The sequence below is a fragment of the Kribbella sp. NPDC051770 genome, assembly GCF_040681455.1.
Taxonomy (GTDB): Bacteria; Actinomycetota; Actinomycetes; order Propionibacteriales; family Kribbellaceae; genus Kribbella.
Window position 1 is genome coordinate 273,068 of sequence record NZ_JBFAYT010000003.1, and the last position, 22,057, is coordinate 295,124.

Here is a 22,057-nt window from a genome sequence, read left to right on the forward strand (position 1 = left end):
TTTCGCTGACGGGCTCTTCGACCGGCCGGGGCGCCGGGCCTGATCCTCGGGGGACGGGCCGGACGCCCCGGTCGATTCACCAACCGGGGTAGCGGTTCCGCCAGGTGGTCTCCGGCCCGTACTCGCCGTGCAACCGCTCGCGCCGGGTGAACTCGAGCACCAGGTCGTCGGCCAGCTGCAGGATCACGCCGCGACCTTCGACGGCGAACACCAGCTCGGCCGGCAGCGCGGTCTCGCCGTGCAGCGCGCCGAGGATGTTGCCGCAGATCGCGCCGGTCGAGTCACTGTCGCCGGAGTGTGTGACCGACAGTGCGAGCGCGTCGAGGAACTGGCCGGGCTCGGGATGCCTGAGTGCCGCGTAGACACCGATCGCGAGCGCCTCTTCAGCGATCCAGCCGCCACCGAGTTGCTCCAGGTCGGTCGATCCGGCAGCCGCCAGCTCTCGCGCCTTCAGCAGCGCCGCAGTCGTCTCCTCGTGCTGCGCCTTCTCTCCAAGTAGCTCCAGCGTGGCATCCAGCGCAGCGTCGAGCCCAGCCCCCTGCATGATCTCGTACACCAGCAACGCCAGCGCCCCGCTAGCGAGCTTCCCTGTCGGATGCCCGTGCGTGTACCCCGCCGACTCCGCCGCCGCATCGAACACCCAAGCACCGTTGCCCTCGTACGGCAGCAGCCCGAACGGCGCCGACCGCATCACCCCGCCGCACCCCTTCGATTCGTTCACCGCCTGGATCCCGAACGTGCCCTTCGCCCGCGCCGCGGTGAGCGCGGTCAGACAGGTGTTGCCCGGTGCCCGGCGTACGTACAACCACTGCTCGGCCTGCAACCACCCGTCCCGCTCACCGCTCGGCTTGTCGAGCAGCTGCGTGTCGAGCCAGCGGTCGAACGCGTGCTGCGTGACCGCGACGGTCAGCCCGAGCCCGCGATCGGTCCGGACGCCGGCCCGGATCAGCCCCTCGACCGCGAACAGCGTCATCTGGGTGTCGTCGGTGACCGTGCCCGGCGGCCAATTGTTGCCTCCAGCAATGAAACTCCGGACGCCGAGCGGGAACGCCGCGTCGATGCTGTCCCGGTCCCAGAACTCCACCGGCCCGCCCAGCGCGTCCCCGATCGCGCCGCCGAGCAGACAGCCTCGGACCCGCGACCGGTACGCCTCTTCCACCCCACGCTCGATCATGCGGGGGACTGTAGTCGGCTCAGGAGGGCACCGGCTCGAACCCTCCCGCGGCCCAGCGCCGCTCCGACACCTCCTGCACCCGCTGCGTCAGCGAGTGCTCCCGGGCGTTCTGCAGCGCCTGCTGCAACGCCTCCGGCAGTTCCGCCGCCAGGACCTGACCCGGTACGTCGACCCGCGCCGCCGCGCTGATCTCCCCGGCGAGCAGGTCGAGCCGCGAGCCGGCGGTGACCAGCGAGCGCGGGTCGAGATCGGCGAGCAGGTCCTCCAGCTCGTACTCGACCTTGTGCGCGTCGCGCGGGACGCCGATGTTGACGCTGGTCGCCGGGCGGCGCCCGCAGTTCTCGCCGACGTGGTAGTAGCTCGACGGCCAGTAGAGCAGGTCGCCCGGCTCCACCTCGACCGCGAACGACGACGGCACGAAGCGCTGGTAGTCGACCACGCTGCTGACCGGCTCGTCCCACGGCCGCTCGGCCCAGAACCGCATCCGCTTGCGCTCGCGCAGCCCGAACATGAACGTCGCGAACCGGTCCTTGTGCACGCCGACCGGACTGTGGTCGTAGTTGCCGTGGAACATCGTCGTGATCGCGCCGGTCAGCGGCAGCCCGACCTGCGCCCACAGCCCGGCGAAGAACTCGCGCTCCCGGCTCCACAACTTGCGGTCGAACGCGTGGAAGCCGCTGACGATCAGCGCGTACCCGCGGTCGCCCAGCCGTTCCGTCAGCCGCTCCTCGTACTGCGCTAGCGACCCGTCGGCCTGCTGCGGCAGCAGCTCCTGCCGCTCACCCTGCTGCGTCCGCTCGACCGTGAACTGCGCAGTGGGCGCCCCGTCGTACTCCTGCGCCCGTACGGCGGCCGCGAACACCTCCTCCGCCACGAACGGCACCGGCTGCACCCCACGCACCAGCACCGGCCGCTTGTCCCAGTACTCCTCAGCGAACTCAGCCCAGTCCAGCCTGTCGACAGTCACCAGGTCGTTCATGCCACTACCTCCACTGCCCGTAGCGAGTGCAGCCGCCGCAGCAGCGGCAGGTACGCGTCGTCCCGTACGTCGACCTCGCCGCGCTCCAGCTCGGCCAGCAGCGCGTCACCGCCGCCGATCGCGAAGGCGTGCCCGTTGACCGCCCACAACCACCTGTCGCCGTCCGGCATCCGGTAGATCGGTGCTGTCTGCTTCACTCGCTGTCCAGCAGCCAACTCCGACCGCTGCGGCGCCGGCACCGGCTCCAGCGCGGCTGCGCTGACCCGGCTGGCCCACTGCACGCGCAGACTCCGCTCTGTCTGATCGCTGCTGCTCAGCTCGGCCAGGCCGTCAGCTGTCTCGGCGAGCGGCTGCATCAGCTCGCCGGTTGTTGCTGTCGGCAGGTACGGCGTTGCGTCGGTCCCGCGCTTCCTGTCGAGCCCAGCGAGCAGCAGGTCGGTCACCTGCTTCGCCGCCAGCTTCCCGTCGACAGGCACGAGCAGCCGCAACCAGAGGCAGTCGGTGCCCGTCACCTCGACCGGACCGCTCGGCCACGACAGGAGGTCGCCCGCCTCCGCCAGCGCCTCTCCGGCTTGGAGCCGACCGTGCAGCACCCAGACCAGCGTCAGGTATCCGTCAGCGTTGAGCTGCTGCGGCAGCCCGTCCGTCACCACCAGCTCCGACGCCACCGGCACCACCGGTACGCCGATCTCCCGCCACAGCGGCTCGACCAGCTCCCGCACCTGCGACCAGACTGCGTAGTCGAGCATCAGCGGCTCCCGCACCCGCAGCACGAACGGCTCAGCCTGCCGGCGATGCAGGTACTCCTTCAGCGACTCGTCCTCCCGCCCGGGCAGCAGCTCACCCGGCGCACCGATCCGCCCGCTGCGCTGCTGGAACCGCACCTCCGGCAGCGCCAGGAACCGCGTCCCGTCCCGGAACGGCGCTGCCGCGCGCCGGACCACGTCGTACGCCGTACTGGCGTCGAGCGCCGGCCGGCCCTGGAGATGCTGGGGTTCGGTCGGCCAGGGGAGTGCCGTGAAGGCCGTCCAGTCGGTCATGAAACCTCCTCCGAGAGGGTGAAACGCTGCCGCAGGCGTGCGGCGTAGTCGGCGATCGGCTCCAGGCCGAGCGCTCTGCGGCGGTCGTCGACGGTGTCGGGTTCGTGCAGCGGGCAGGGGACGAGCTCGCCGTCGACGGCTTCGAACTTGGTGCCGTAGAGCTGCGGGCGTCCCTCGGTGAGGTGGAGCGCGTCGGTGAGGTAGGCGACGTGGCGCCTTGGTACGTCGACGGCTGCCGTGCACAGGTCCAGGCAGGTGCGCTGGAAGTCGGCCTGGTCCTCCAGGTGCTGCACCAGCCGGCAGGCGGCCTCGGCAGCCTCCTCGCCGACCAGCAACGGACCGGGCCAGCCGTGCTCGTCGATGACCTGCTGCAGCCAGGCTGCTCCGGCAGCGGTGAGCTTGGTGAGCCGCTCGGCGATGGTGTCGTCGGTGAACCCGCCTGCTGCCCACTGGGAGCGCCAGCCTGCGTCTACCTGATTGAGCTTGAGTAGGCGTTGCTGTACTGCGTTGAGGTCGGCGAGCGCGGCCAGCTTGAGCTGGACCTTCTCACCGGACCAGCGGTAGCTGATCAACCTCGCGGCCCACTGAAATGCCACAGCGCCGTGGTCGGCGTCCTGGATGGCTACACGTGTTGCTGGGTCGAGCAGGAGGCACGGGGTGGCGACGGGTGCCACGGCGTCGCGCAGGGCGATGCCTAGGCGGGACAGGGTGAGGCCCTTGGCCCAGTCGTGGCTGCTGGTACCGGCGAAGTACGGGACGTCGTGCCGTTCGAGCTGGTCGCGCTCGCTCGCGGTGAGGTCGTCCGGGAAGGGTGTGCCGTTGAGGAGCCAGTCGTCGAGCATCTCGGTGTACTGGTCGGTGGAGCGCAGCAGGACTCGGGTGGTGGCGGGCTTGTCGAGTACTGCGCGCAGCTGCGGGATGTTGCTGCACATCAGCGTCCAGGCGTCGAACATGCCGCGCAGGAGGCTGGGGAGGTGCGCGCCGTAGCCGACGTGGCCGGTGGTGTCGGCGACGACCGTGCGGGTCTCCTGGCGGGCCCAGGGGCTGGTTCGGCGCCAGGTGCTCAGGCCTTGATCGTCCTCTGTGAGGCACAGCGTCGGGCCGTCGGCCGCGCAGAGGCGTGGCTCGGTCTCCAGCCCGACGTGGTGGTGCTGGGCGCCGTCCCCGGCGATCAAGCCGGTCTCCGGCAGGCGGCGTACGTCTTGGAAGGCCAGCTCGAGGTCGATCGGGTAGAGCAGCGGGTCCGGGCCGCCGACGTACAGGTTGCCCTCGCTCAGGTCGGTGATGCCGAAGCCGAAGCAGGCGGCGGTCAGCGAGCCGGCGCGGTGCCAGAACCGCGTCGGGTCTGCGACCACCGCGCCGTCGAGCCCCTCCCGGATCGTCCCCCACTGGTCGGGCCGCTCGATCCACTCGTGCCAGGAGTAGCCATCGCGGGTGACGAGGTCCGTCACCGGCAGCCGGACGGTGCCGTGGTGGTTGAGGAAGGCGAAGGCGGAGCCCTCCCGCGCCAGGAACAGGCGGTCCACGTCGGCCGGGCGCGGCTTGTAGGCGACGCTGCGGTCGCCGAAGTCGACCCGGAGCACCCGGCGGCCGCCGTTGTGGGTCTCGCCGTCGTGGGCGGTCAGGCCGGTCACCGGGAGTCGCGCCGCGAACCAGAGCCGGCCGGCGTCGTCCTCGAGGCGCTGCAGGAACTCACGCAGGAATGCCAGAAACGCGCCGGCCCGGCGTACCGGCTGAAAACGGTCGGCGGCGCCGGAAAGGCAGCCGAGAAATACCGGGCCGACCAGCGGGCCGAACAATGCACCGTTGGTCGCTCGAAGAATTCCCGGAGCGGTCGTCCGCGGGAATTCCTCGCGCAGGTTATCGCAGCCCTCAGTGAGGACCACAAGCATTTGCAGCAGGTTCGAAAAGCTGGGCCGGTCGAGCAGCTCCGCGACCAGCTCGGCGTCCCCCCGGCCGCCGAGCTGCCGGGACGCCCGGACCAGACCGTCCGGTCCGGGCGTCACCACGGGTGGAAGCAGTCCGGCCGCCGTACGGGCGCGCACCGCGGACACCAGCGCGTCGCGGGCCGCTCGCGCGGCGGCCGGGTCGCTCACCGGGTCAGAAGTCGCAGTAGACCCGCACGCAGGTGCCGTTGGCACCTTCCGCGCCGGTGACCGGCAGCTCCGTCTCCAGGTCGCCGATCACCAGGTCGAGCTCGTGGGCGTTGTCCATGATGGTCCTCCTCGAATTGTCGAACGGTTCGCACTCTCTACGAATGCGGCGGCCGAAAAGTTGCCCCTTGCAGCATGCTGTCAACAGCTGGACGGATGGCCGGATCTTTGTTATGCGGGCATTTGTCCGGCGATTGATTCCCACTCCCCGGACCCCGGTCTCGCATCCTGGGGCGCCCGTGAAAGAATCGGGGCATGCTGCGCTGGCTCACCGCCGGCGAGTCGCACGGACAAGCGCTCGTCGCCGTACTCGAAGGTCTTCCCGCAGGCGTTCAGGTCACCACGGACCACGTGGCCGACGCCCTGGCTCGTCGTCGGCTCGGCTACGGCCGAGGCGCCCGGATGAAGTTCGAGCGGGACGAGGTGACGTTCCTCGGCGGGTTCCGGCACGGGCTGTCGCTCGGCAGCCCGATCGCCATCCAGGTCGGCAACACCGAGTGGCCCAAGTGGCAGCAGGTGATGGCCGCCGACCCGGTCGACCCCGAGACCCTGGCCGACCTGGCCCGGAACGCGCCGCTGACCCGGCCGCGGCCCGGCCACGCCGACCTGGCCGGGATGCAGAAGTACGGCTTCGACGAGGCCCGCCCGGTGCTCGAGCGGGCCAGCGCGCGGGAGACCGCCGCCCGGGTCGCGCTCGGCGAGGTCGCCGCGCGGTTCCTGCGGCAGGCGTACGGCGTGACGATCGTCAGCCACGTCGTCGAGCTCGGTACCGTCAAGGCGCCGTACGGCGTGCTGCCGTCGATCGCCGATGTCGAGAAGCTGGACGCTGACCCGGTTCGCTGCCTGGACGCGGACGCGAGCAAGGCGATGGTCGCCGAGATCGACGCCGCGCAGAAGGCCGGCGACACCCTCGGCGGCGTCGTCGAGGTCGTCGTCGACGGCCTGCCCCCGGGCCTCGGCAGCTACGTGCACTGGGACCGCCGGCTCGACTCGAAGCTGGCCGGCGCCCTGATGGGCATCCAGGCGATCAAGGGCGTCGAGCTCGGCGACGGCTTCGAGCTGGCCCGCACGCCCGGCTCGAAGGCGCACGACGAGATCGTCGCCGAGGACGGGACGGTACGGCGTACGAGCGGTCGCTCGGGTGGTACCGAGGGCGGGATGAGCACGGGGGAGACGCTGCGCGTGCGCGCGGCGATGAAGCCGATCGCCACCGTGCCGCGGGCGCTGCGGACGATCGACACCGCCACCGGTGAGGCTGCTGCGGCGCATCACCAGCGGTCGGACGTGTGTGCTGTGCCGGCGGCGGGGATCGTGGCGGAGGCGATGGTCGCGCTGGTGCTGGCCGAGGTGTCGCTGGAGAAGTTCGGCGGGGACTCGGTGGTGGAGACGACTCGCAACCACCGGTCGTACCTGGCTGGGTTGCCGGAGACGATCCAGCCGCGCGAGTGGGGTGCGGAGTGAGCGACTCGGCCGGCTCCGCTGCTGCTCCTGGCTCCGCTGGGGCTTCCGACTCCGCTGGGGCTTCCGGCTCCGCCGGGCCGGTGGTCGTCCTGGTCGGCCCGCCTGGCTCCGGCAAGTCCACGGTTGCTGCGCTGCTTGCGGCCAAGTTCGGCGTTGCCCACCGCGACACCGACACCGACGTGGAGACCGGTGCAGGCAAGCCGATCTCCGACATCTTCGTCGACTCCGGCGAGCCGGCCTTCCGCGCCCTCGAGCGCGCCGCGATCGTCACGGCGCTGGCGGACGACGGCGTCGTCCTGTCCCTCGGCGGCGGCGCCATCCTCGACGCCGACACCCGCGCCGATCTCGCCGGCCACACCGTCGTCTTCCTCGACGTCTCCGTCGGCGAGGCCGCCAAGCGCGTCGGCCTCGGCGTCGCCCGCCCACTGCTGCTCGGCAACGTGCGGACCCAGCTCAAGAACCTGATGGACGCCCGCCGCCCGCTGTACGCCGAGGTCGCGAAGCACACGGTCACCACCGACCACCGCGCCCCCGAAGAGATCGCCGACGAGATCGCGGAGCTGCTCGGATGACCAACCGAACCATCCGGGTCGAGGCGGCCGCGCCGTACGACGTTGTCATCGGCAACAATCTCCTCGGCGAGCTCCCCGGCCTGCTCGGCGACGGCGTCCAGCGCGTCGCCGTCATCCACCCGCGCGCCCTCCGCACCAGCGGCGACGCCATCCGCGACGACCTCGTCTCGGCCGGCTACACCGCGCACGCGATCGAGATCCCCGACGCCGAGGAAGCCAAGTCGGCCGAGGTCCTCGCGTACTGCTGGTCGGTCCTCGGCCAGGCCGGCTTCACCCGCTCCGACGCGGTCGTCTCCATCGGCGGCGGAACCACCACCGACCTCGCAGGCTTCGTCGCCGCCACCTGGCTGCGCGGCGTGAAGGTCGTCCACATCCCCACCACCCTCCTCGGCATGGTCGACGCGGCCGTCGGCGGCAAGACCGGCATCAACACCGCCGAGGGCAAGAACCTCGTCGGCGCCTTCTGGGAGCCGGCCGGCGTCCTCTGCGACCTGGCCGCCCTCGAGACCCTCCCGAGGAACGACTACGTGAGCGGCCTCGCCGAGGTCGCCAAGTGCGGCTTCATCGCCGACCCGACGATCCTCGACCTGATCGAGAAGGACCCCGAGGGCGCCACCACCCCGGCGTACGAGCACACCGAGGAACTGATCGCCCGCGCGATCCAGGTCAAGGCCGACACCGTCGGCGCCGACCTCCGCGAGCGAACCACCACCGCCGGCGGCGCGATCGGCCGCGAGGCCCTCAACTACGGCCACACCCTCGGCCACGCCATCGAACGCACCGAACGCTACAAGTGGCGCCACGGCGCCGCCATCAGCATCGGCATGGTCTTCGTCGCCGAGCTCGCCCGAGCCGCCGGCCGCCTCGACGACCCCACCGCCGACCGCCACCGCACCGTCCTGCAGTCCCTCGGCCTCCCCGTCACCTACCGCCCCGACGCCTGGCCCCACCTCCAGGACGCCATGAAACTCGACAAGAAAACCCGAGCCGACCGCCTCCGCTTCGTCATCCTCGACGCCCTCGCCAAGCCCACGATCCTGGAAGCCCCGGATCCCAGCCTCCTGATCGCCGCGTACGCCGAAGTCAGCTGAGGACTACGGGAACGCCAGCGTCGGGAACCCGTCCGGCCCGTCCGTCACCGTCCCCACGTCAACCCGCGTCGTCCCCGGGCTCCGCGTCAACCCTCCACCGCCCTTGAGCTGCGCCGGCGCGTCCAGCAGGTTGCCCTGGGCATCGACCACCTGGGTCTCCACCCGCACCCGGTCGCCCTTCCGCAGCACCTGCTGCTTGTCCCACGACCTCAAAAACACATACCCGTCGATCGCCCCACCGACGTACCAAGGCCCCACCCGATCAGCGAACACATACCGCTGCCGCACCAGCGCCACCCGCGCGTCCACCTGGTACCACCCCGCCGTCATCAGTACATCCGGCTCCCGGTCGTACGCGATGTAGGCCTGCACCGACCCCGTCCCGTCCCGCGGTGCCGCCGGGTGTCGCGCGTCCGGCGCCTCGATGGTGATCTTCGGGGCCTTGCCCTGCAGCAGCGTCAGCTCGAAGCCGTCGACGGTCTGCCCGGTGCGCGTCTTCTTCGTCGGCTCGCCGACGCACCCGTACACGCGATCGGTCGACGGGTCCTCGACCACGACGCTGTTCTCCGTCTGGCCCCCCTCGGCCCAGCTCCGCAGTTTCAAGGCGCGGCTGATCCGCCCGACCGAGTCGGCGCAGGCCCGGGCCAGCGCGTTCGCGTCGGCCGGGCTCGAAGGCCCGAGATTCAGTACGACGTCCGCCGGCTGCTTCCCGCTCTCCGCCGCCGCAGTCGGCGTACCGGCGGTCGGTGCGGCGCTCGTCGGCGTACCAGCGACCGGCGGTTCCCCGCCCACCCGCGGATCGTCGCCCAGGGCAACCACCCCGCCGACGATCACCGCGATCCCCGCCGCGGCCGACACCGGCACCACCCACCCGCGCCGCCGCCGTACCGCGCCCTCCTGATCGGCGAGCACCCGCTCCAGGATCTCCTGCCGGTTCGGCAGCGTGCGCTCAGCCGGGATCCGCGTCGTCATACCAGTCCCTCCGTGTCGAACTCGAGCAGTGATTTCCGTGCGCGGTTGAGCCGCGACTTGACGGTGCCTTCCGGTACGCCGAGCGCCCGCGCCGCCTCGGCCATCGAGCAGTCCGCCCAGACCACCAGCTCGACGACCTCGCGCTGCTTGGCCGGGATCCGGTCGAGGATCCGCCGGACCGCGCTCATCGCCCGCTCGTCGTCGACCCGCGCGACCGCGGCCGCCGAGTGGTCCGGCTCCGTGCCGTCCCGGTCGACCAGCTCCAGCCGCCCGACCAGCGCCGACTGCCGCCGCGCCGACCGCAGTACGTTCCCGCACTCGTACCCGGCCATCACCAGCAGCAGCGGCCGCGCCGACTCCAGCTGCAACGCGTCGACCTTCCGCGCCCGGGCCCGCCGCCAGAGGGCGGTGAAGGTCGCTTGTACGACGTCCTCGGCCGCCGCCCAGGACGAGGTCCGCCGGAACGCGAAGTTGTAGACGGCGTCGGCGTACCGGTGGAACAGGACGGTCAGCGCAGCCTCGTTACCCTCGCGGAGCGCCGCCCACGCCTCCTGGTCGGTCTCCAGGCCGCTCACCTGGCCCGGTATCGCCGTGGTTCTTCGCCCCATCCGCCGTACCCCCAGCGTCGCCGATCGTGTGCTCATGTCCGGGAAGAGTCCGGCACCCGGCCGGGTGGTTCGGCCGCCGGCCACTAAGGTTGCCTCGTGACCGCGCGCAAGGTACTCGTACTGAACGGACCCAACCTAGGCCGTCTCGGCTCCCGCGAGCCCGACGTGTACGGCGCGACGACGTTCGCCGACCTGGTCGCCGACTGCGAGAAGACCGGCGCCGACCTGGGCCTGACAGTCGAGGTCCGCCAGACCGACGACGAGTCCGAACTCGTCGCCTGGCTCCACGAGGCCGCCGACCACAAGTACCCGGTGGTCCTCAACCCGGCAGCGTTCACCCACTACTCGTACGCCCTCCGCGACGCCTGCGCCCAGCGCACCGCCCCCCTGATCGAGATCCACATCAGCAACCCGGCCGCGCGCGAGGAGTTCCGCCACACGAGCGTCGTCGCCGCTGTCGCGACGGGGACGATCGCGGGCTTCGGCGTGGACTCGTACCGCCTGGCCCTGAGGGCGCTGACGACGCTGACGGACTAGCGCTCCGGGGCGGAGTGCGACGCCCAGCACTGACCAAGTACTGCTCACCGCAGCGGCCGCGACCCGCCCACGCCTGTCAGCGCCGTCGGCGGGTGGTTGATCAGTGGTTGATCAGTGGTGCACGTCGGTCACATGCCTCTCAGCTCACCCAGCCCGTCTGCTCCGGCCTGCGCCTCTGGCGACTAGTGCGACGCCCACCACCCACCAAGCACCATCCGCGACCCCGGTCCCCGCTCAACCGACCTCGGTCGACGGCTGTGATCCAGGGGTTGATCGGTGGTGCACGTCGACCACCTGCGCCTTCGCGGACACCCACCACTCACCAAGTCCTCGCGGCAGGCGCGAGTGGCAATTCATCAGGCGGGCGCTCACTCGGCGGGTGCGCGTTGGTGAGTGGTGGGGATCCACTCGCAAACCGCCCGAAAACTGCATACAGCCCGTCCCCAGCAGGTTGCACGCAGCGACCGGCTTGCCCGATCGGCTGGCTGCCAGGGCAGACCGGCCGGGCAGATCTCACGCGCGCAAGGGCATGAAACGGGTGTGAGACGCCCGTGAAACGGCCCTCGGGCAGGCTGTGTCGCGGGTCGGGGTCCCGGGGGAACGGCGCAAGCCGCCGGGCCGCGGCGGTCGAACCTTGCGGATCCATCGGGGGACCTCAGGGCACGACCGCGGCGGCCCGCGGCGAGTGCCGGAGCTGCCCGTACGGGCACACCGTTCGGGACCACGACGAATCGACGAGCCTTGGGGGTTCCTGTGACTGCGGATGCGATCCGTTCCGTTCAACACTCTGGGGGAGTGCTGCCCGCGAAACAGCGCCGGATACCGGTCTGGGTGAAGGCGGCCGATCCGCTCTCGCAGTTCGGCCTGGTGCACGCGCTCCGCCCGCGCCCGGAGGTCGCGCTGGTCAGCGACGCCGACCTGCCCGGGATCCAGCAGCCGACCGACAAGCGCACCGCCCCGCCAGTGGTCGCGCTGATCGCCGTCGACTCGCTCGATCCCGTCGCGGTCCAGCTGCTCCGGTCGGCGGCGCAGCGCGGCTGCCGGCGTACGGTCCTGATCAGCAGCACCATCGACGACGACGCGCTGATGACCGCGGTCGAGCTCGGCGTCTCCGGCGTACTGCGTCGCGCCGAAGCGACCGGCGACCGGATCGTCCACCTGCTCCAGACCGCCGCCGCGGGCGACGGCAGCCTCCCGCCCGACCTGCTCGGCCGGCTCCTCGGCCAGGTCTCCCGCATGCAGCGCCACGTCCTCGCGCCGCGCGGCCTGTCCCGCACGGGCCTGTCGGACCGCGAGACCCAGGTCCTCAAGCTGGTTGCCGATGGCAAGGACACGCAGGAGATCGCCCGCGAGCTCTCGTACTCCGAACGCACGGTGAAGAACGTCCTCCACGACGTCACCAGCCGCCTGCAACTCCGCAACCGCTCCCACGCCGTCGCCTACGCACTCCGCGAAGGCCTGATCTGATCCACCCGCCGTCCCCACGGACGGCCCTTGTTTCTCCACCCGGCGCTGGAGGGTGACGCCGGGAGGAGAAGTCACACCCGAACGCCGGCCAGCCCACCGGCCCTTCGGTCCCGCGTCGGCGCCGCAAGTAGGCGCCGACGCGGCGTGCGTTGCGCGGGTAGTGAGGCGCCGACGCCGCGTGTGTTGGTGCGGAAGGTAGATCGCTGATGCGCCGATGCGCTGTGCGGGCGGCGGGGGCGCAGACCCGACGTGCGACTTCGTCCGCGGGGTTCGCGCTGCGCTGAGGCGAGACCGTTGCCCGCGTTCGGCCCGGCGTACGCGCCAGACGCTGCTGCGACCATGGACACCGTCGCCGTCCCCGGGTACGACGACCCGAACGTACGGCGTTCTGGTCAGCAGCGGAGCCGGCCGCTCGGGGCGTCGGCTGGTGGTGGCGCCGCCGACGCGGTGTGCACGCGGCGTGCGATGGCTAGTGGCGGACCGGCCCCCGGCGCGGCGTGCGTTGGTGCGGCCAACCCAGCGCCTGCCGGATCGCTGGGCGCTGACTGGAGCGCTGCGCGGGTGAGCGCGGCGACTGTCCGCGTGTGCGTCAGGCTCTGCAGCAGCTCGGCGACGGGATGCGCTGACACCCCCACGCCGTGTGGGCGAGCAGTGCACCGAGCATGTGGAAGTCTCCGTCGCATGCGGCGGATTCATCTGGTGACTCATCCTGAGGCTCAGCATCATCTGGATGGGCTTGTGGGTGGGTGGTTCGACTCTGAGCTGACTGAGCGGGGGCGGTTGCAAGCCGGGCGGATTGCTGAGGTGTTGGCGGGGCGGGTTGGTGGGCGGGTGGTTGAGGTTTGGGCGTCAGATCTGCGGCGCGCGGCGGAGGCTGCGGAGGTGATCGGGCGGCGGTTGGGGGTGGGGGTGACGACCGATGCGCGGCTTCGGGAGCGGTCGAACGGGGAGGCCGATGGGAAGCCGCAAGCCTGGTTGGAGGAGCGGCGGGTGCCGTTGCCGGAGTTCGGGGATCGGTTGGGGCATCACGACGGGCCGACTGGGGCGGAGACTCGGCGGGAGTTGGTGCAGCGGTTGTATCCGGTGCTGGAGGAGATCCTCAGGCAGCCGGTGCAGGAGCAGGTGGTGGTTTCGCACGGGTCGGCGTCGAGTTATCTGATCGCGGCGTGGATCGGGATGCCGATGGAGGCGACTGGGCGTGGGTTCTTTCCGCTCAAGGCGGGGAGCATCACGACGTTGGTGCGGAACGACAGTCATTTCAGCCATCAGGTGGTGGCGCTGAACGAGACCGCGCACCTAGGGGAGGTAGCGGGCGGCTAGCTCGTCGAGGGGGAGTTCGCGGGAGGCCTCGGTGATCTGGTCGGCGATCGGGCCGAGTGCGGCGTACGCCGTACTGCGGACGGCTGCGAGGTCGGCGAGCTCGTCGGGGACCTGGACGGGGAGCCCGAACTTGTCGCGGTGATGGGTGGTGGCCGCGAGGAGCTGGAGCGCTTCCTCGGGGCGGCCCTCGGCGACGGCCAGGCAGGCGATCGACTCCAGGGCGCCGCACATGCCCATCGAGAACGCGCTCTCTCGTGCTCTCCGGAGGCTCTCGATCGCCCAGGTGCGGGCGAGGTCGTGCTGGCCGGTCTGGCGGGCGACGATCGCGAGGTTCTCCAGGGCGATCGCTACGCCGCCGAAATCCTCCATCTCCTGCCAGTGGTCGCGGGCCGCCTCGAAGAGCACAGTGGCCTGGGGTGCGTGGCGGAGATTGCGGTGGGCCAGGCCCATGTAGTTGAGGGCCGAGGCGCGGGCCCGGCGGGTGACGCGGTCGGTGGCGCGGCAGCGCTGCTCGACCTCCTCGGCGTGGGTGAGGGTGGCGACCATGTCGCCCTGTGCGAGGCAGGTGCGGGTCAGCGACATCAGGCCGATCGTCACGCGCTCCTCGTCGCCGAGAGCGCGGAAGGCCGCGAGAGAGCGCTCCCCGATGGATCTCGCCTCGGGGATCAGGCCGCGGTTGCGGGTCAGACTGGCGAGAGTGCTGAGGCCGGCGGCGTACTCCTCGGAGTCCTCAGAGAGAACAGCCAGAGAGCGCTCCAGCCAGTCGGAAGCCTCGACCATGAGGCCACGGGCCGGCCAATACCACCAGAGTGGGGAGACGAGAGCGCTCACTTTCGCGGCCTGGTCGCCGGTGGTGAGACACCAGTCGATGGCGGCGAGCAGGTTGGCCTCCTCCGCGCCGACACCGGTGTTGTTGCGGGCGCCCATGCCCTCGAACTGGCGGACGAAGAAGCCGCACCACTCGACGTGGCGGTCGCGGAGGGGTTCTTCCTCAGCGGCTTCGCGGAGACGTTCGGCGGCGTAGTCGCGGACGGTCTCGAGCAGCCGGAAGCGGATGCTCTCGGCGTCGCCTTCGATGGTGAGGATGCAGCGCTCGACGAGTTCGGCGAGGACATCGCCGATCTGCTCGGGGTTGAGGTGCTCCGAGGGCTCGTACGCCGGGGAGAACGCAGCGAGGGCGGACGAGCTGTTGCTCGCCGGGGATGTGGGCTGGGGAGTGGAGGGCTGAGGCCCCTCCGGATTGGCGATGACCGCTTGGGCGGCTTCCGCGGTGAAGCCGCCGGCGAAGACGGACAGACGTCTCAGAGCCACGCGTTCGGGGAGATCGAGGAGTTCGTGGCTCCAGTCGAGGGCGGCGCGGAGGCTGGTGTGGCGGATGCCGGCGTCGCGGGGGCCGCGGACGAGGAGGCGGAGGCGGTTGTCGATGCGTTCGGCGAGCTGGGCCACCGAGAGGGTCCGGGTCAGACCGGCGGCCAGTTCGATCGCGAGGGGGAGGCGGTCCACGGCGGCGCAGATCGCGTCGACCTCGGGGCCCGGTTCGGCGCCGCTGCGGTTGCAGAAGAGCTCCGAGGCGGCTGCTGCTTCGAGGGGGCCGACGCGGCGCTCCTCCTCGGCGGAGATCCGGAGCAGGCGTTGCGAGGTGACGATGATCGACGTCGCCTCGCCGAACTTGAGCAGGTTCTCGACCAGCGCCGCGGTGTTCTCGACGAGGTGCTCGGCGTTGTCGAGGATCAGCAGCCCGCCGGCCAGCTCGTCGGCGCAGCGCGCGAGCGGATCCTCGGAGCTGCCGTCGACGCCGAGGATCGCGGCCAGTACGGCGACCAGGCTGTCGGTCGCGCCGAGCGGGCCGAGGTCGACCCAGCCGACGCGGCGGCCGCGGGCGCTCTCGCGGTACGCGACCTCGCGGGCCAGGCGCGTCTTGCCGACGCCCGCGCCGCCGGTCAGCGTCACGACCCCGGCGTACGGGCCCTCGCCGCTGACCTGGGCCAGCAGGTCGGCGTACTCGAGATCGCGGCCGACGAACGCTTTGTGGGCCTGGGGCAACGAGATGGTGATCGCTGGGCGGGGAGGGGCCGGTACGGCGGCTGGGCCGGTGCCGGTGCGGAGCTGGGTTTCGAGGGCGACGGTCTCGGGGGAGGGGTCGATGCCGAGCTGGTCGGCGAGGCGCTCGTGCAGGTGGTGGAGCTGGGAGAGCGCTCCCTGGAGATCTCCGGCGCGCGCCGCGGCGGTCGCGGCGAGGCGGACGGGGCGTTCGTGAAGCGGGTACTGCTCGATGAGTTGCTGGAGCTCGGATTCGATGCCGGTGGCACCGACCTCGAGGCCGCTCTCGACGCGGTCGAGGCGGAGCTCGACGCGGAGGGAGTCGAGGCGCTGGCGCTCGGCGAGGACGAAGGGGAGGTCGGGGAGGTCCTGGAGGGGGTCGCCGCGCCAGGCTTCGAGGGCGGTGGAGGCGGCGGTGTGGGCGTCGGGCCAGTTCGTCGTACGGCGGGCTGCTTCGAGGTGGGTGACTTGGTGCTCGACCTCGGTGAGGTCGACGGCGCTTGCGTCGAGGCGGAAGCCGGCGGCGGTGCGGTCGAGGGCATCGCTGTGGTCGCCGAGGGCGCCGCGAAGGCGAGAGGCGAGGACGCGGAGGCGGGCCGAGGGGCGGGAGAGTTCTGCGTCGCCCCAGAGGTCGCGGACGAGGATCTCGTCGGAGACGGCGTCGCCGTGAGCGAGTGCGAGGCGGACGGCGAGGGCGCGGACGAGGGGTTGGCGCAGGGCGATCTCGGCGGGGGCTGCGGGGTCGGTGGGGACGAGCGCGCCGGTGCGGTCCGCGGAGGGCGGGGCTGCGGAGGTGGCGGACGCGAGGGCGTCGGCCGGGTCGGCTGAGAGCGTGCTCGCGGCCGGGGTCGGGGCGAGTGGGGATGGAGTCGCGGATGCGACGGTTTCGGTTGGGCTGACCGAAGGCGCGCTCGGGGTCGGGGTCGGCGTGAGTGGGCTCAGCGTCGCGGGGGTGGCGGCTGGTGTGGGCGTGATGTGGGTCGGGCCCAGTACGCGGAAGAGGAGCCTCGGGGGTTGGTGCTGTGTGTTGTCACCACCTTGCCGGGCTGCCATCTGGAGATCCTCCCACGGGGTGGCGGGGGGAGTCAGGGGTGATGGGGTCGTCTTCGTCACGGGGAGAGGGAGAGAGCGCGGGTAGAAGGAGGTCGGGAGAGGGAACCGTAGGAGGGGCTGGAGCGGGGGCGGTGGGGGACGAGGGGAGGTGCTCCGGGGGCGGGGGCTAGTAGCGTGGAGGGTTCCAGGGGAGTCCCGGGACGGATGTGGTGGCGGCTGATGGGTGCTTTGGGCAACGAGTCTGAGTATGCGGCGGCGTTGCGGGCCGGGTTGGTCGTGGGGCTGCGGAAGCAAGGGGTGCTGTCCGACGCGCGGGTGGCGGACGCGTTTGCCACGGTGCCGCGGCATGTGTTCGTGCCGGGGGTGGCGGTTGAGGCGGCGTACGCCGATGACGTGGTGCTGATGAAGCAGGACGGCGCGGGCGTGGCGATCAGTTCGGTGTCGCAGCCTTCGATTGTGGCGTTGATGTTGGAGCAGGCGGGCGTGGAGCCGGGGCAGCGGGTGCTGGAGGTGGGGTCCGGCGGGTACAACGCGGCGTTGTTGTGGGAGCTCGTGACGCCGAACGGTGCGGTGACGACGGTTGACATTGATGGGGAGGTGACTGAGCGGGCGGGCGCGACACTAAGAACGGCCGGGTACGACGGGGTGGAGGTCGTCCGGGCGGACGGGGTCGAGGGGTGGAAAGGCAACGCGCCGTACGACCGGATCGTGGTGACGGTGACGGCGGCTGATGTGGCGCCGGCTTGGGTGGATCAGTTGGCGGTGGGCGGGCGGATCGTGGCGCCGCTGCGGGTGCGGGGGCAGACTCGGTCGCTGGCGCTGGATCTTCAACCGGACGGCTCGTTGCGGAGCCGGTCGAGTGTGAACTGTGGGTTCGTGGCGATGCAGGGGCCGCGCGCCGAGTACGAGCGAGCGGTGCGGGTGGTTGGCGACGACGTCGTACTGCGGACGGATCAGGATCAGGAGATCGAGGCGCCGGTGCTCGACGGGCCGGGGTTCGTGCGGTGGACGCGGGTGTTGATGGATCGGGACGAGCCGTTCTGTCAGCTCGATCTGTGGTTGGCGTCGGTGTTCGAGGAGTACTGCGTGTTGGCGGCGAGCCGGGCGGCGGTGAAGCGGCGGCTGGTCCGGCCGGCGTTGCGGTGGGGTGGGGCGGCGGTCGCGAAGGACGGGTCGATCGCGTACCTGACCTCGCAGGCGGGGCCGAAGCGCAATCTGGTCGAGCTCGGCGTACGGGCGCACGGGCCGAGCGCCGTGCTGCTGGCGGAGGAGGTCGCGGGGCAGGTTCGGCACTGGGATTCCGTGCTGCGCGGCGGGCCCGATCCGGTGTTCCTGGTGCATCCGGCCAGTACGCCGGACCTCCCGGAGGGGCCGCACTTCCGGACCAGAAACTGCGTCGTCACGCCGATCTGGGCGCACTAGGGTGGCGAGATGGCAACGGTCAGGCAGTTCCAGGTCACGTTCGACTGCGCCGACCCGGAGCGTGTCGCGCGCTTCTGGTGCGAGGTGCTCGGGTACGTCGTACCGCCGCCTCCGCCCGGTTTCGACAGTTGGGAGGCCTTCAACGCGTCGCTGCCGGCCGAGGCTCAGGGGTCGGCGTTCGCCTGTGTCGACCCGGACGGCGCTGGGCCGCGGCTGTTCTTCCAGCGGGTGCCCGAGGGCAAGGTCGTGAAGAACCGGGTGCACCTCGACGTACGGGTCGGGACCGGGCTGGTCGGTGCCGAGCGGCTGGCGACGCTGGAGGCCGAGCGCGACCGGCTGATCGCGCTCGGTGCGGTCGAGGAGCGGGTGCTGGTCGCGGACGGGATCAACGAGTCCTGCATCGTGATGCGGGACGTCGAGGGCAACGAGTTCTGCCTCGACTGAGCTAGCTGATCTCGCGGCCGGGGGAGCGGCCGTGGTCGCGGACGGTCTGCCAGAGCTCGTCCATGTCGGAGCGGTCGTCGGGCTCCGGTACGTCGGTCCAGCCGCTGGCCCAGGTCTCCTGGTCGTCGCGGTTGGTGTCGAAGAGGGACTCGGCGAAGGCCGAGGAGCCGACGTACCGGGTCTCCTGCTCGGGGGCGGAGTCGGTGGAGGGAGAGGCAGCGGAGGAGCGCGACGCGGGGGAGGCCTGACGGCCGGGCGCGTTGCCGCCGTTGCCGTTGGAGGCGAGCGCACGAGCGCGCTTCTGCGCGTCGATGATGCCGAGGTCCAGCTCGTCCGAGAGCAGGCGGACGGCCGCTACCTCGTTGCCGGACTTCATCAGCTCCCGGACCTGGCTGTCCAGGTCGCGCTGGGAGGGCCGGGCCTGGACTCCACGCTGAGGAGAGGTGTGCGGCGCAGGCCACGGGGAGGACTGCTGAGGCTGCTGGAACTGCACAGGCTGCTGGAACGGCCCGGGCTGGTACTGCCCCTGCTGGTACTGCTGCGGCGGCTGGAACTGCCCCGGCTGCGCGTACGGCATCGCCTGCCCGCCGGCCGGTTGCGTGTACTGCCCCAGCATCTGCGGCTGCACACCCTGCTGCGCCTGCATCCGCTCGATCAGCCGCTGGACCCGCGGCGACGGCGTCCCCGGGGTCTTGCCGCGGTTCTGCGCGTTCAACCGGCTGACGACCGTGACCACGATCACCACGATCAGCGGGATCAGGAACTCCATCGTGCGGACCCCTCTCGTACGGCGGCTGCGGACCTGCGGTTCCAGCCTAGGGCCCGCCGGGTCCGCACGAATCGGCCGATCGGCGTCGCGCCCGCTACAATCCGGTGTACCGCTGATCGATTTCGAAGGGTTCCCACGCGTGGCATCGACGAACGACCTCAAGAACGGCATGGTGCTCAACCTGGATGGGCAGCTGTGGTCCGTCGTCTGGTTCCAGCACCACAAGCCCGGTAAGGGCGGTGCCGTGATGCGGACCAAGCTCAAGAACGTGCTGTCCGGCAAGGTGGTCGACAAGACCTTCAACGCCGACGTCAAGGTCGAGGTGGCCAACGTCGACAAGCGCGACATGACCTACCTGTACAACGACGGCTCGGCGTACGTCTTCATGGACAAGCAGACCTACGAGCAGCTGTCGATCCAGCCGGACACGGTCGGCGACGCGTCGCACTTCCTGCTGGAGAACCAGGACGCCATCGTCGCGGTGCACAACGAGCTGCCGCTGTACGTCGAGCTCCCGGCCTCGGTCGAGCTCACCGTCGAGTACACCGAGCCGGGTCTGCAGGGCGACCGCTCGACCGGTGGCACCAAGCCGGCCAAGCTGGAGACCGGGTACACGATCAACGTCCCGCTGTTCCTGACCACCGGCGAGAAGGTCAAGGTGGACACCCGGACCGGGGACTACCTCGGCCGCGTCACGTCCTGACCGCCCGTCTTCGGCTGGAGCTGACAACCGAACATGTCTGCCCGTAGCAAGGCCCGCAAGCGCGCGCTGGACGTGCTGTACGAGTCGGAGGTGCGCGGCCTGCCGGTCGGCGGCACCCTGTCCGATCGCGTGGCCGACAACGACCCGCCGGTGAACGAGTTCACCGTGGCGCTGGTCGAGGGGGTCGCGGAGCACATCTCCGCGATCGACGACCTGCTCGGGACGCACTCGGTCGGCTGGACGCTGGACCGAATGCCCGCGGTCGACCGCAACATTCTGCGGATCGGCGTGTACGAGCTGCTCTTCGACGAGCAGGTGCCGGACGTGGTGGCGGTCTCGGAGGCGGTGTCGCTGGCGCGGGACCTGTCGACCGACGAGTCCCCGGCGTTCGTGAACGGACTGCTGGCCCGGCTGCTCCAGCTGAAGCCGACGCTGGGGGTTTGAGCGCCTGGAAGTAGTTGCTGCCGGGATGGATCGGTGGCAACTACTTGAAAGACGCGCGCGGGGGCGGGCTTGAGGACGCGCGCGAGGCGCGGGTTTGAAAGACGTGCGCGCGAAGCGGGATTCGCGACCCGCGAAGGATTCGGGCCCGGTACCGCCTCGGTGCGGTGCCGGGCCTGCTGACGTTCCGGTGCGGCGCGGGGGGAACGGCCCCGGCCTGATCGAGCAGTCACCGTGACCGGTGCCGGCTCGTGCTGCCGTGTGTGCAGCTCTTCCTCACTAGGTGTTTCCTGCTGAGACCCGTACGCCGCCACGCTTGGTTTTCAGGGTGCGTGGCCGGCAGAGGTGGTTCCCCGGCCGTGGAGCGCCGAGGACTTGCGGGTCAGCTGGGCGAGCGACGGGCACGTCCAGCTGCTGACAGCAGTTCGTTCAGGGGGCCCACCACAGTGAAGTGGGGCGGGCAGGCGGCCGTGGGCAAGCTGCTACGAGCCCCGACCGTCTTGGTCACGCCGTGGTACTCAGGCTCCGGCGGCCTCGGACGCGTCGTCGACGTCGCCCTTCGCCTCCGGGTTCAGCACGCCCCAGGAGATGAAGCGCTCGGTCAGTGTGGTCGGCGACTCGTCGTAGATCACGGCGAGCGTGCGCATGTCGTCCTGCCGGATCGACAGCACCTTTCCGTTGTAGTCCCCACGCTGAGCCTGGATCGTGGCCGCGTACCGCGTCAGCGGACCGGCCTCGCTCGCGTCGAGGTGCTGCAGAGCCTCCAGGTCCAGGATCAACCTGGGCGGAGCGGCTGCCGCGGCGGCCGCGCTGGCGGATCCGGGCAGCAGCTCACGGATCGGCACGCCGTAGAAATCGGCGAGCTCCGCGAGCTTCTGGACCGTGACGGCCCGATCGCCACGCTCGTACGAGCCGACGACGACCGCCTTCCAGCGACCCTTGGACTTCTCTTCCACGCCGTGCAGCGACAGTCCTTGCTGCTGGCGGATGGCGCGTAGCTTGCCACCCAGTGTCTTCGCGTATTCGCTAGGCACGCTGGTTCTTCCCTCCGACTTGTGGTCATTTCTCGGTGAAAACCAACGACCCCAGGTATGGGCCGTCGGTCGAACCCCCCACGGTTACACAGAGTAACAATATTCCGGCCCGGAGGCCAGCGTCAAGACGGCGTGTCACTTCCGATACCATGTCAAGTGGTCCGAACGTCCTTTAAAGACCCGTCCGGTGAGGCGGGAAAGGAGGAACGGTTGCGATGAACCCTGCCCCGACGACGCACGAGTCACCCGACCCGCACGCCGCGCGCACTGTTCTTGATGCATCCGACATTTCCCGGGCACTGACCCGGATCGCGCACGAGATCCTCGAGCGCAACCGGGGTGCCGACCCGGTCGTCCTGCTCGGCATCCCCACCCGTGGAGTGGGCCTGGCGGCCCGGATCCGCGACCGGATCGCCGCGGTGGAGGGGCGCAGTGTGCCCACGGGGTCACTCGACGTGACCATGTACCGCGACGACATCGGCCTGAAGCCGGCCCGCGCGCTGGAGCACACCGACATCCCGCCGGGCGGGATCGACGGCAAGGTCGTCGTCCTGGTCGACGACGTGCTGTTCTCCGGCCGGACGATCCGCGCCGCGCTGGACGCGATCGGCGACATCGGCCGGCCCAAGGCGGTCCAGCTGGCGGTCCTGGTCGACCGCGGCCACCGCGAGCTGCCGATCCGCGCCGACTACGTCGGCAAGAACCTGCCGACCTCGCTGGTCGAGCGGGTCACCGTCCACCTGAGCGAGTACGACGAGGAGGACGCGGTGGTGATCG

General features: G+C 70.9%; 19 protein-coding genes and 1 pseudogene. 11 read left to right on the top strand and 9 right to left on the bottom strand.

Features of this window, described 5'->3' with window-relative positions; genetic code table 11:
* Positions 1-76 precede the first annotated feature (76 nt).
* The 4 genes from AB0M01_RS12665 to AB0M01_RS12680 are packed head-to-tail and all read right to left on the bottom strand — an operon-like array spanning position 77 to position 5,289.
* Complete coding sequence (locus tag AB0M01_RS12665) at positions 77-1,174, bottom strand: ADP-ribosylglycohydrolase family protein (protein ID WP_363668616.1); 1,098 nt, start codon at positions 1,172-1,174, stop codon at positions 77-79.
* 19 nt (positions 1,175-1,193) lie between these two features.
* The gene (locus AB0M01_RS12670; protein ID WP_363668618.1) at positions 1,194-2,153 is read right to left on the bottom strand and encodes a hypothetical protein; all 960 of its coding nucleotides are present in this window, start codon (positions 2,151-2,153) and stop codon (positions 1,194-1,196) included.
* Positions 2,150-3,193, bottom strand: a complete 1,044-nt coding sequence (locus AB0M01_RS12675; RefSeq protein WP_363668620.1) for a hypothetical protein — start codon at positions 3,191-3,193, stop codon at positions 2,150-2,152. The genes AB0M01_RS12670 and AB0M01_RS12675 overlap by 4 nt, the downstream gene beginning before the upstream one ends.
* Positions 3,190-5,289, bottom strand: coding sequence for a DUF4135 domain-containing protein (locus tag AB0M01_RS12680; protein ID WP_363668622.1), 2,100 nt, complete (start codon positions 5,287-5,289; stop codon positions 3,190-3,192). Before AB0M01_RS12680 ends, AB0M01_RS12675 begins: the two co-directional genes overlap by 4 nt.
* Positions 5,290-5,601: 312 nt before the next feature.
* Here AB0M01_RS12680 and aroC point away from each other — a divergent pair, with 312 nt between their 5' ends.
* From aroC to aroB, 3 genes are all read left to right on the top strand, one after another.
* The gene (gene aroC / locus AB0M01_RS12685; RefSeq protein WP_363668623.1) at positions 5,602-6,807 is read left to right on the top strand and encodes a chorismate synthase; all 1,206 of its coding nucleotides are present in this window, start codon (positions 5,602-5,604) and stop codon (positions 6,805-6,807) included.
* An 80-nt stretch (positions 6,808-6,887) separates the two neighbouring features.
* Complete coding sequence (locus AB0M01_RS12690) at positions 6,888-7,379, top strand: shikimate kinase (protein WP_363669456.1); 492 nt, start codon at positions 6,888-6,890, stop codon at positions 7,377-7,379.
* A complete protein-coding gene (gene aroB, locus AB0M01_RS12695) occupies positions 7,376-8,470 on the top strand; it encodes a 3-dehydroquinate synthase (RefSeq protein ID WP_363668625.1) in 1,095 nt (364 codons plus the stop codon). The genes AB0M01_RS12690 and aroB overlap by 4 nt, the downstream gene beginning before the upstream one ends.
* A gap of 3 nt (positions 8,471-8,473) precedes the next feature.
* Here aroB and AB0M01_RS12700 read toward each other — a convergent pair whose 3' ends face one another.
* Positions 8,474-9,442 carry a hypothetical protein gene (locus tag AB0M01_RS12700; RefSeq protein ID WP_363668626.1) on the bottom strand — a complete coding sequence of 323 codons (969 nt, stop codon included), beginning with the start codon at positions 9,440-9,442 and terminating at the stop codon, positions 8,474-8,476.
* The gene (locus tag AB0M01_RS12705; protein WP_363668628.1) at positions 9,439-10,086 is read right to left on the bottom strand and encodes an RNA polymerase sigma factor; all 648 of its coding nucleotides are present in this window, start codon (positions 10,084-10,086) and stop codon (positions 9,439-9,441) included. The genes AB0M01_RS12700 and AB0M01_RS12705 overlap by 4 nt, the downstream gene beginning before the upstream one ends.
* A gap of 60 nt (positions 10,087-10,146) precedes the next feature.
* Between AB0M01_RS12705 and aroQ the strand changes: the two genes are divergently transcribed.
* From aroQ to AB0M01_RS12720, 3 genes are all read left to right on the top strand, one after another.
* On the top strand, positions 10,147-10,587 hold the full coding sequence (gene aroQ / locus AB0M01_RS12710) for a type II 3-dehydroquinate dehydratase (protein ID WP_363668630.1): 441 nt from the start codon (positions 10,147-10,149) through the stop codon (positions 10,585-10,587).
* A gap of 795 nt (positions 10,588-11,382) precedes the next feature.
* Positions 11,383-12,054, top strand: coding sequence for a response regulator transcription factor (locus AB0M01_RS12715; RefSeq protein ID WP_363668632.1), 672 nt, complete (start codon positions 11,383-11,385; stop codon positions 12,052-12,054).
* 681 nt (positions 12,055-12,735) lie between these two features.
* The gene (locus AB0M01_RS12720; RefSeq protein WP_363668634.1) at positions 12,736-13,374 is read left to right on the top strand and encodes a histidine phosphatase family protein; all 639 of its coding nucleotides are present in this window, start codon (positions 12,736-12,738) and stop codon (positions 13,372-13,374) included.
* Here the strand turns inward: AB0M01_RS12720 and AB0M01_RS12725 are convergent.
* Positions 13,351-16,467, bottom strand: a complete 3,117-nt coding sequence (locus AB0M01_RS12725) for a BTAD domain-containing putative transcriptional regulator (protein ID WP_363668637.1) — start codon at positions 16,465-16,467, stop codon at positions 13,351-13,353. The genes AB0M01_RS12720 and AB0M01_RS12725 overlap by 24 nt on opposite strands.
* Before the next feature lie 219 nt (positions 16,468-16,686).
* Between AB0M01_RS12725 and fxlM the strand changes: the two genes are divergently transcribed.
* Positions 16,687-17,889 carry a methyltransferase, FxLD system gene (fxlM, locus tag AB0M01_RS12730; protein WP_363668639.1) on the top strand — a complete coding sequence of 401 codons (1,203 nt, stop codon included), beginning with the start codon at positions 16,687-16,689 and terminating at the stop codon, positions 17,887-17,889.
* A gap of 9 nt (positions 17,890-17,898) precedes the next feature.
* Positions 17,899-18,333, top strand: a complete 435-nt coding sequence (locus AB0M01_RS12735) for a VOC family protein (RefSeq protein ID WP_363668641.1) — start codon at positions 17,899-17,901, stop codon at positions 18,331-18,333.
* 1 nt (position 18,334) lies between these two features.
* Here the strand turns inward: AB0M01_RS12735 and AB0M01_RS12740 are convergent, their stop codons facing one another.
* Positions 18,335-19,102 carry a hypothetical protein gene (locus tag AB0M01_RS12740; protein ID WP_363668643.1) on the bottom strand — a complete coding sequence of 256 codons (768 nt, stop codon included), beginning with the start codon at positions 19,100-19,102 and terminating at the stop codon, positions 18,335-18,337.
* A 139-nt stretch (positions 19,103-19,241) separates the two neighbouring features.
* Between AB0M01_RS12740 and efp the strand changes: the two genes are divergently transcribed.
* Positions 19,242-19,805, top strand: coding sequence for an elongation factor P (efp, locus tag AB0M01_RS12745; RefSeq protein WP_363668645.1), 564 nt, complete (start codon positions 19,242-19,244; stop codon positions 19,803-19,805).
* 33 nt (positions 19,806-19,838) lie between these two features.
* Positions 19,839-20,249 carry a transcription antitermination factor NusB gene (gene nusB, locus AB0M01_RS12750; protein ID WP_184795649.1) on the top strand — a complete coding sequence of 137 codons (411 nt, stop codon included), beginning with the start codon at positions 19,839-19,841 and terminating at the stop codon, positions 20,247-20,249.
* A 515-nt stretch (positions 20,250-20,764) separates the two neighbouring features.
* On the opposite strand, the gene AB0M01_RS12755 is transcribed toward nusB, so the two are convergent.
* A complete protein-coding gene (locus AB0M01_RS12755; RefSeq protein ID WP_344173399.1) occupies positions 20,765-21,280 on the bottom strand; it encodes a transcriptional regulator in 516 nt (171 codons plus the stop codon).
* A 215-nt stretch (positions 21,281-21,495) separates the two neighbouring features.
* On the opposite strand from AB0M01_RS12755, the pseudogene pyrR reads away from it, so the two are divergent.
* Positions 21,496-22,056 (top strand): annotated as a pseudogene (gene pyrR, locus AB0M01_RS12760) (bifunctional pyr operon transcriptional regulator/uracil phosphoribosyltransferase PyrR); the annotation flags it as partial.
* Position 22,057: the final 1 nt, after the last annotated feature.

Coding starts and splice junctions, on each gene's coding strand:
- AB0M01_RS12735 (WP_363668641.1), top strand. CDS start 17,899: ATGGCAACGGTCAGGCAGTTCCAGGTCACGTTCGACTGCGCCGACCCG.
- fxlM (WP_363668639.1), top strand. CDS start 16,687: ATGGGTGCTTTGGGCAACGAGTCTGAGTATGCGGCGGCGTTGCGGGCC.
- aroB (WP_363668625.1), top strand. CDS start 7,376: ATGACCAACCGAACCATCCGGGTCGAGGCGGCCGCGCCGTACGACGTT.
- AB0M01_RS12725 (WP_363668637.1), bottom strand. CDS start 16,467: ATGGCAGCCCGGCAAGGTGGTGACAACACACAGCACCAACCCCCGAGG.
- AB0M01_RS12665 (WP_363668616.1), bottom strand. CDS start 1,174: ATGATCGAGCGTGGGGTGGAAGAGGCGTACCGGTCGCGGGTCCGAGGC.
- aroC (WP_363668623.1), top strand. CDS start 5,602: ATGCTGCGCTGGCTCACCGCCGGCGAGTCGCACGGACAAGCGCTCGTC.
- AB0M01_RS12670 (WP_363668618.1), bottom strand. CDS start 2,153: ATGAACGACCTGGTGACTGTCGACAGGCTGGACTGGGCTGAGTTCGCT.
- AB0M01_RS12720 (WP_363668634.1), top strand. CDS start 12,736: ATGCGGCGGATTCATCTGGTGACTCATCCTGAGGCTCAGCATCATCTG.
- AB0M01_RS12700 (WP_363668626.1), bottom strand. CDS start 9,442: ATGACGACGCGGATCCCGGCTGAGCGCACGCTGCCGAACCGGCAGGAG.
- AB0M01_RS12705 (WP_363668628.1), bottom strand. CDS start 10,086: ATGAGCACACGATCGGCGACGCTGGGGGTACGGCGGATGGGGCGAAGA.
- AB0M01_RS12740 (WP_363668643.1), bottom strand. CDS start 19,102: ATGGAGTTCCTGATCCCGCTGATCGTGGTGATCGTGGTCACGGTCGTC.
- AB0M01_RS12675 (WP_363668620.1), bottom strand. CDS start 3,193: ATGACCGACTGGACGGCCTTCACGGCACTCCCCTGGCCGACCGAACCC.
- nusB (WP_184795649.1), top strand. CDS start 19,839: ATGTCTGCCCGTAGCAAGGCCCGCAAGCGCGCGCTGGACGTGCTGTAC.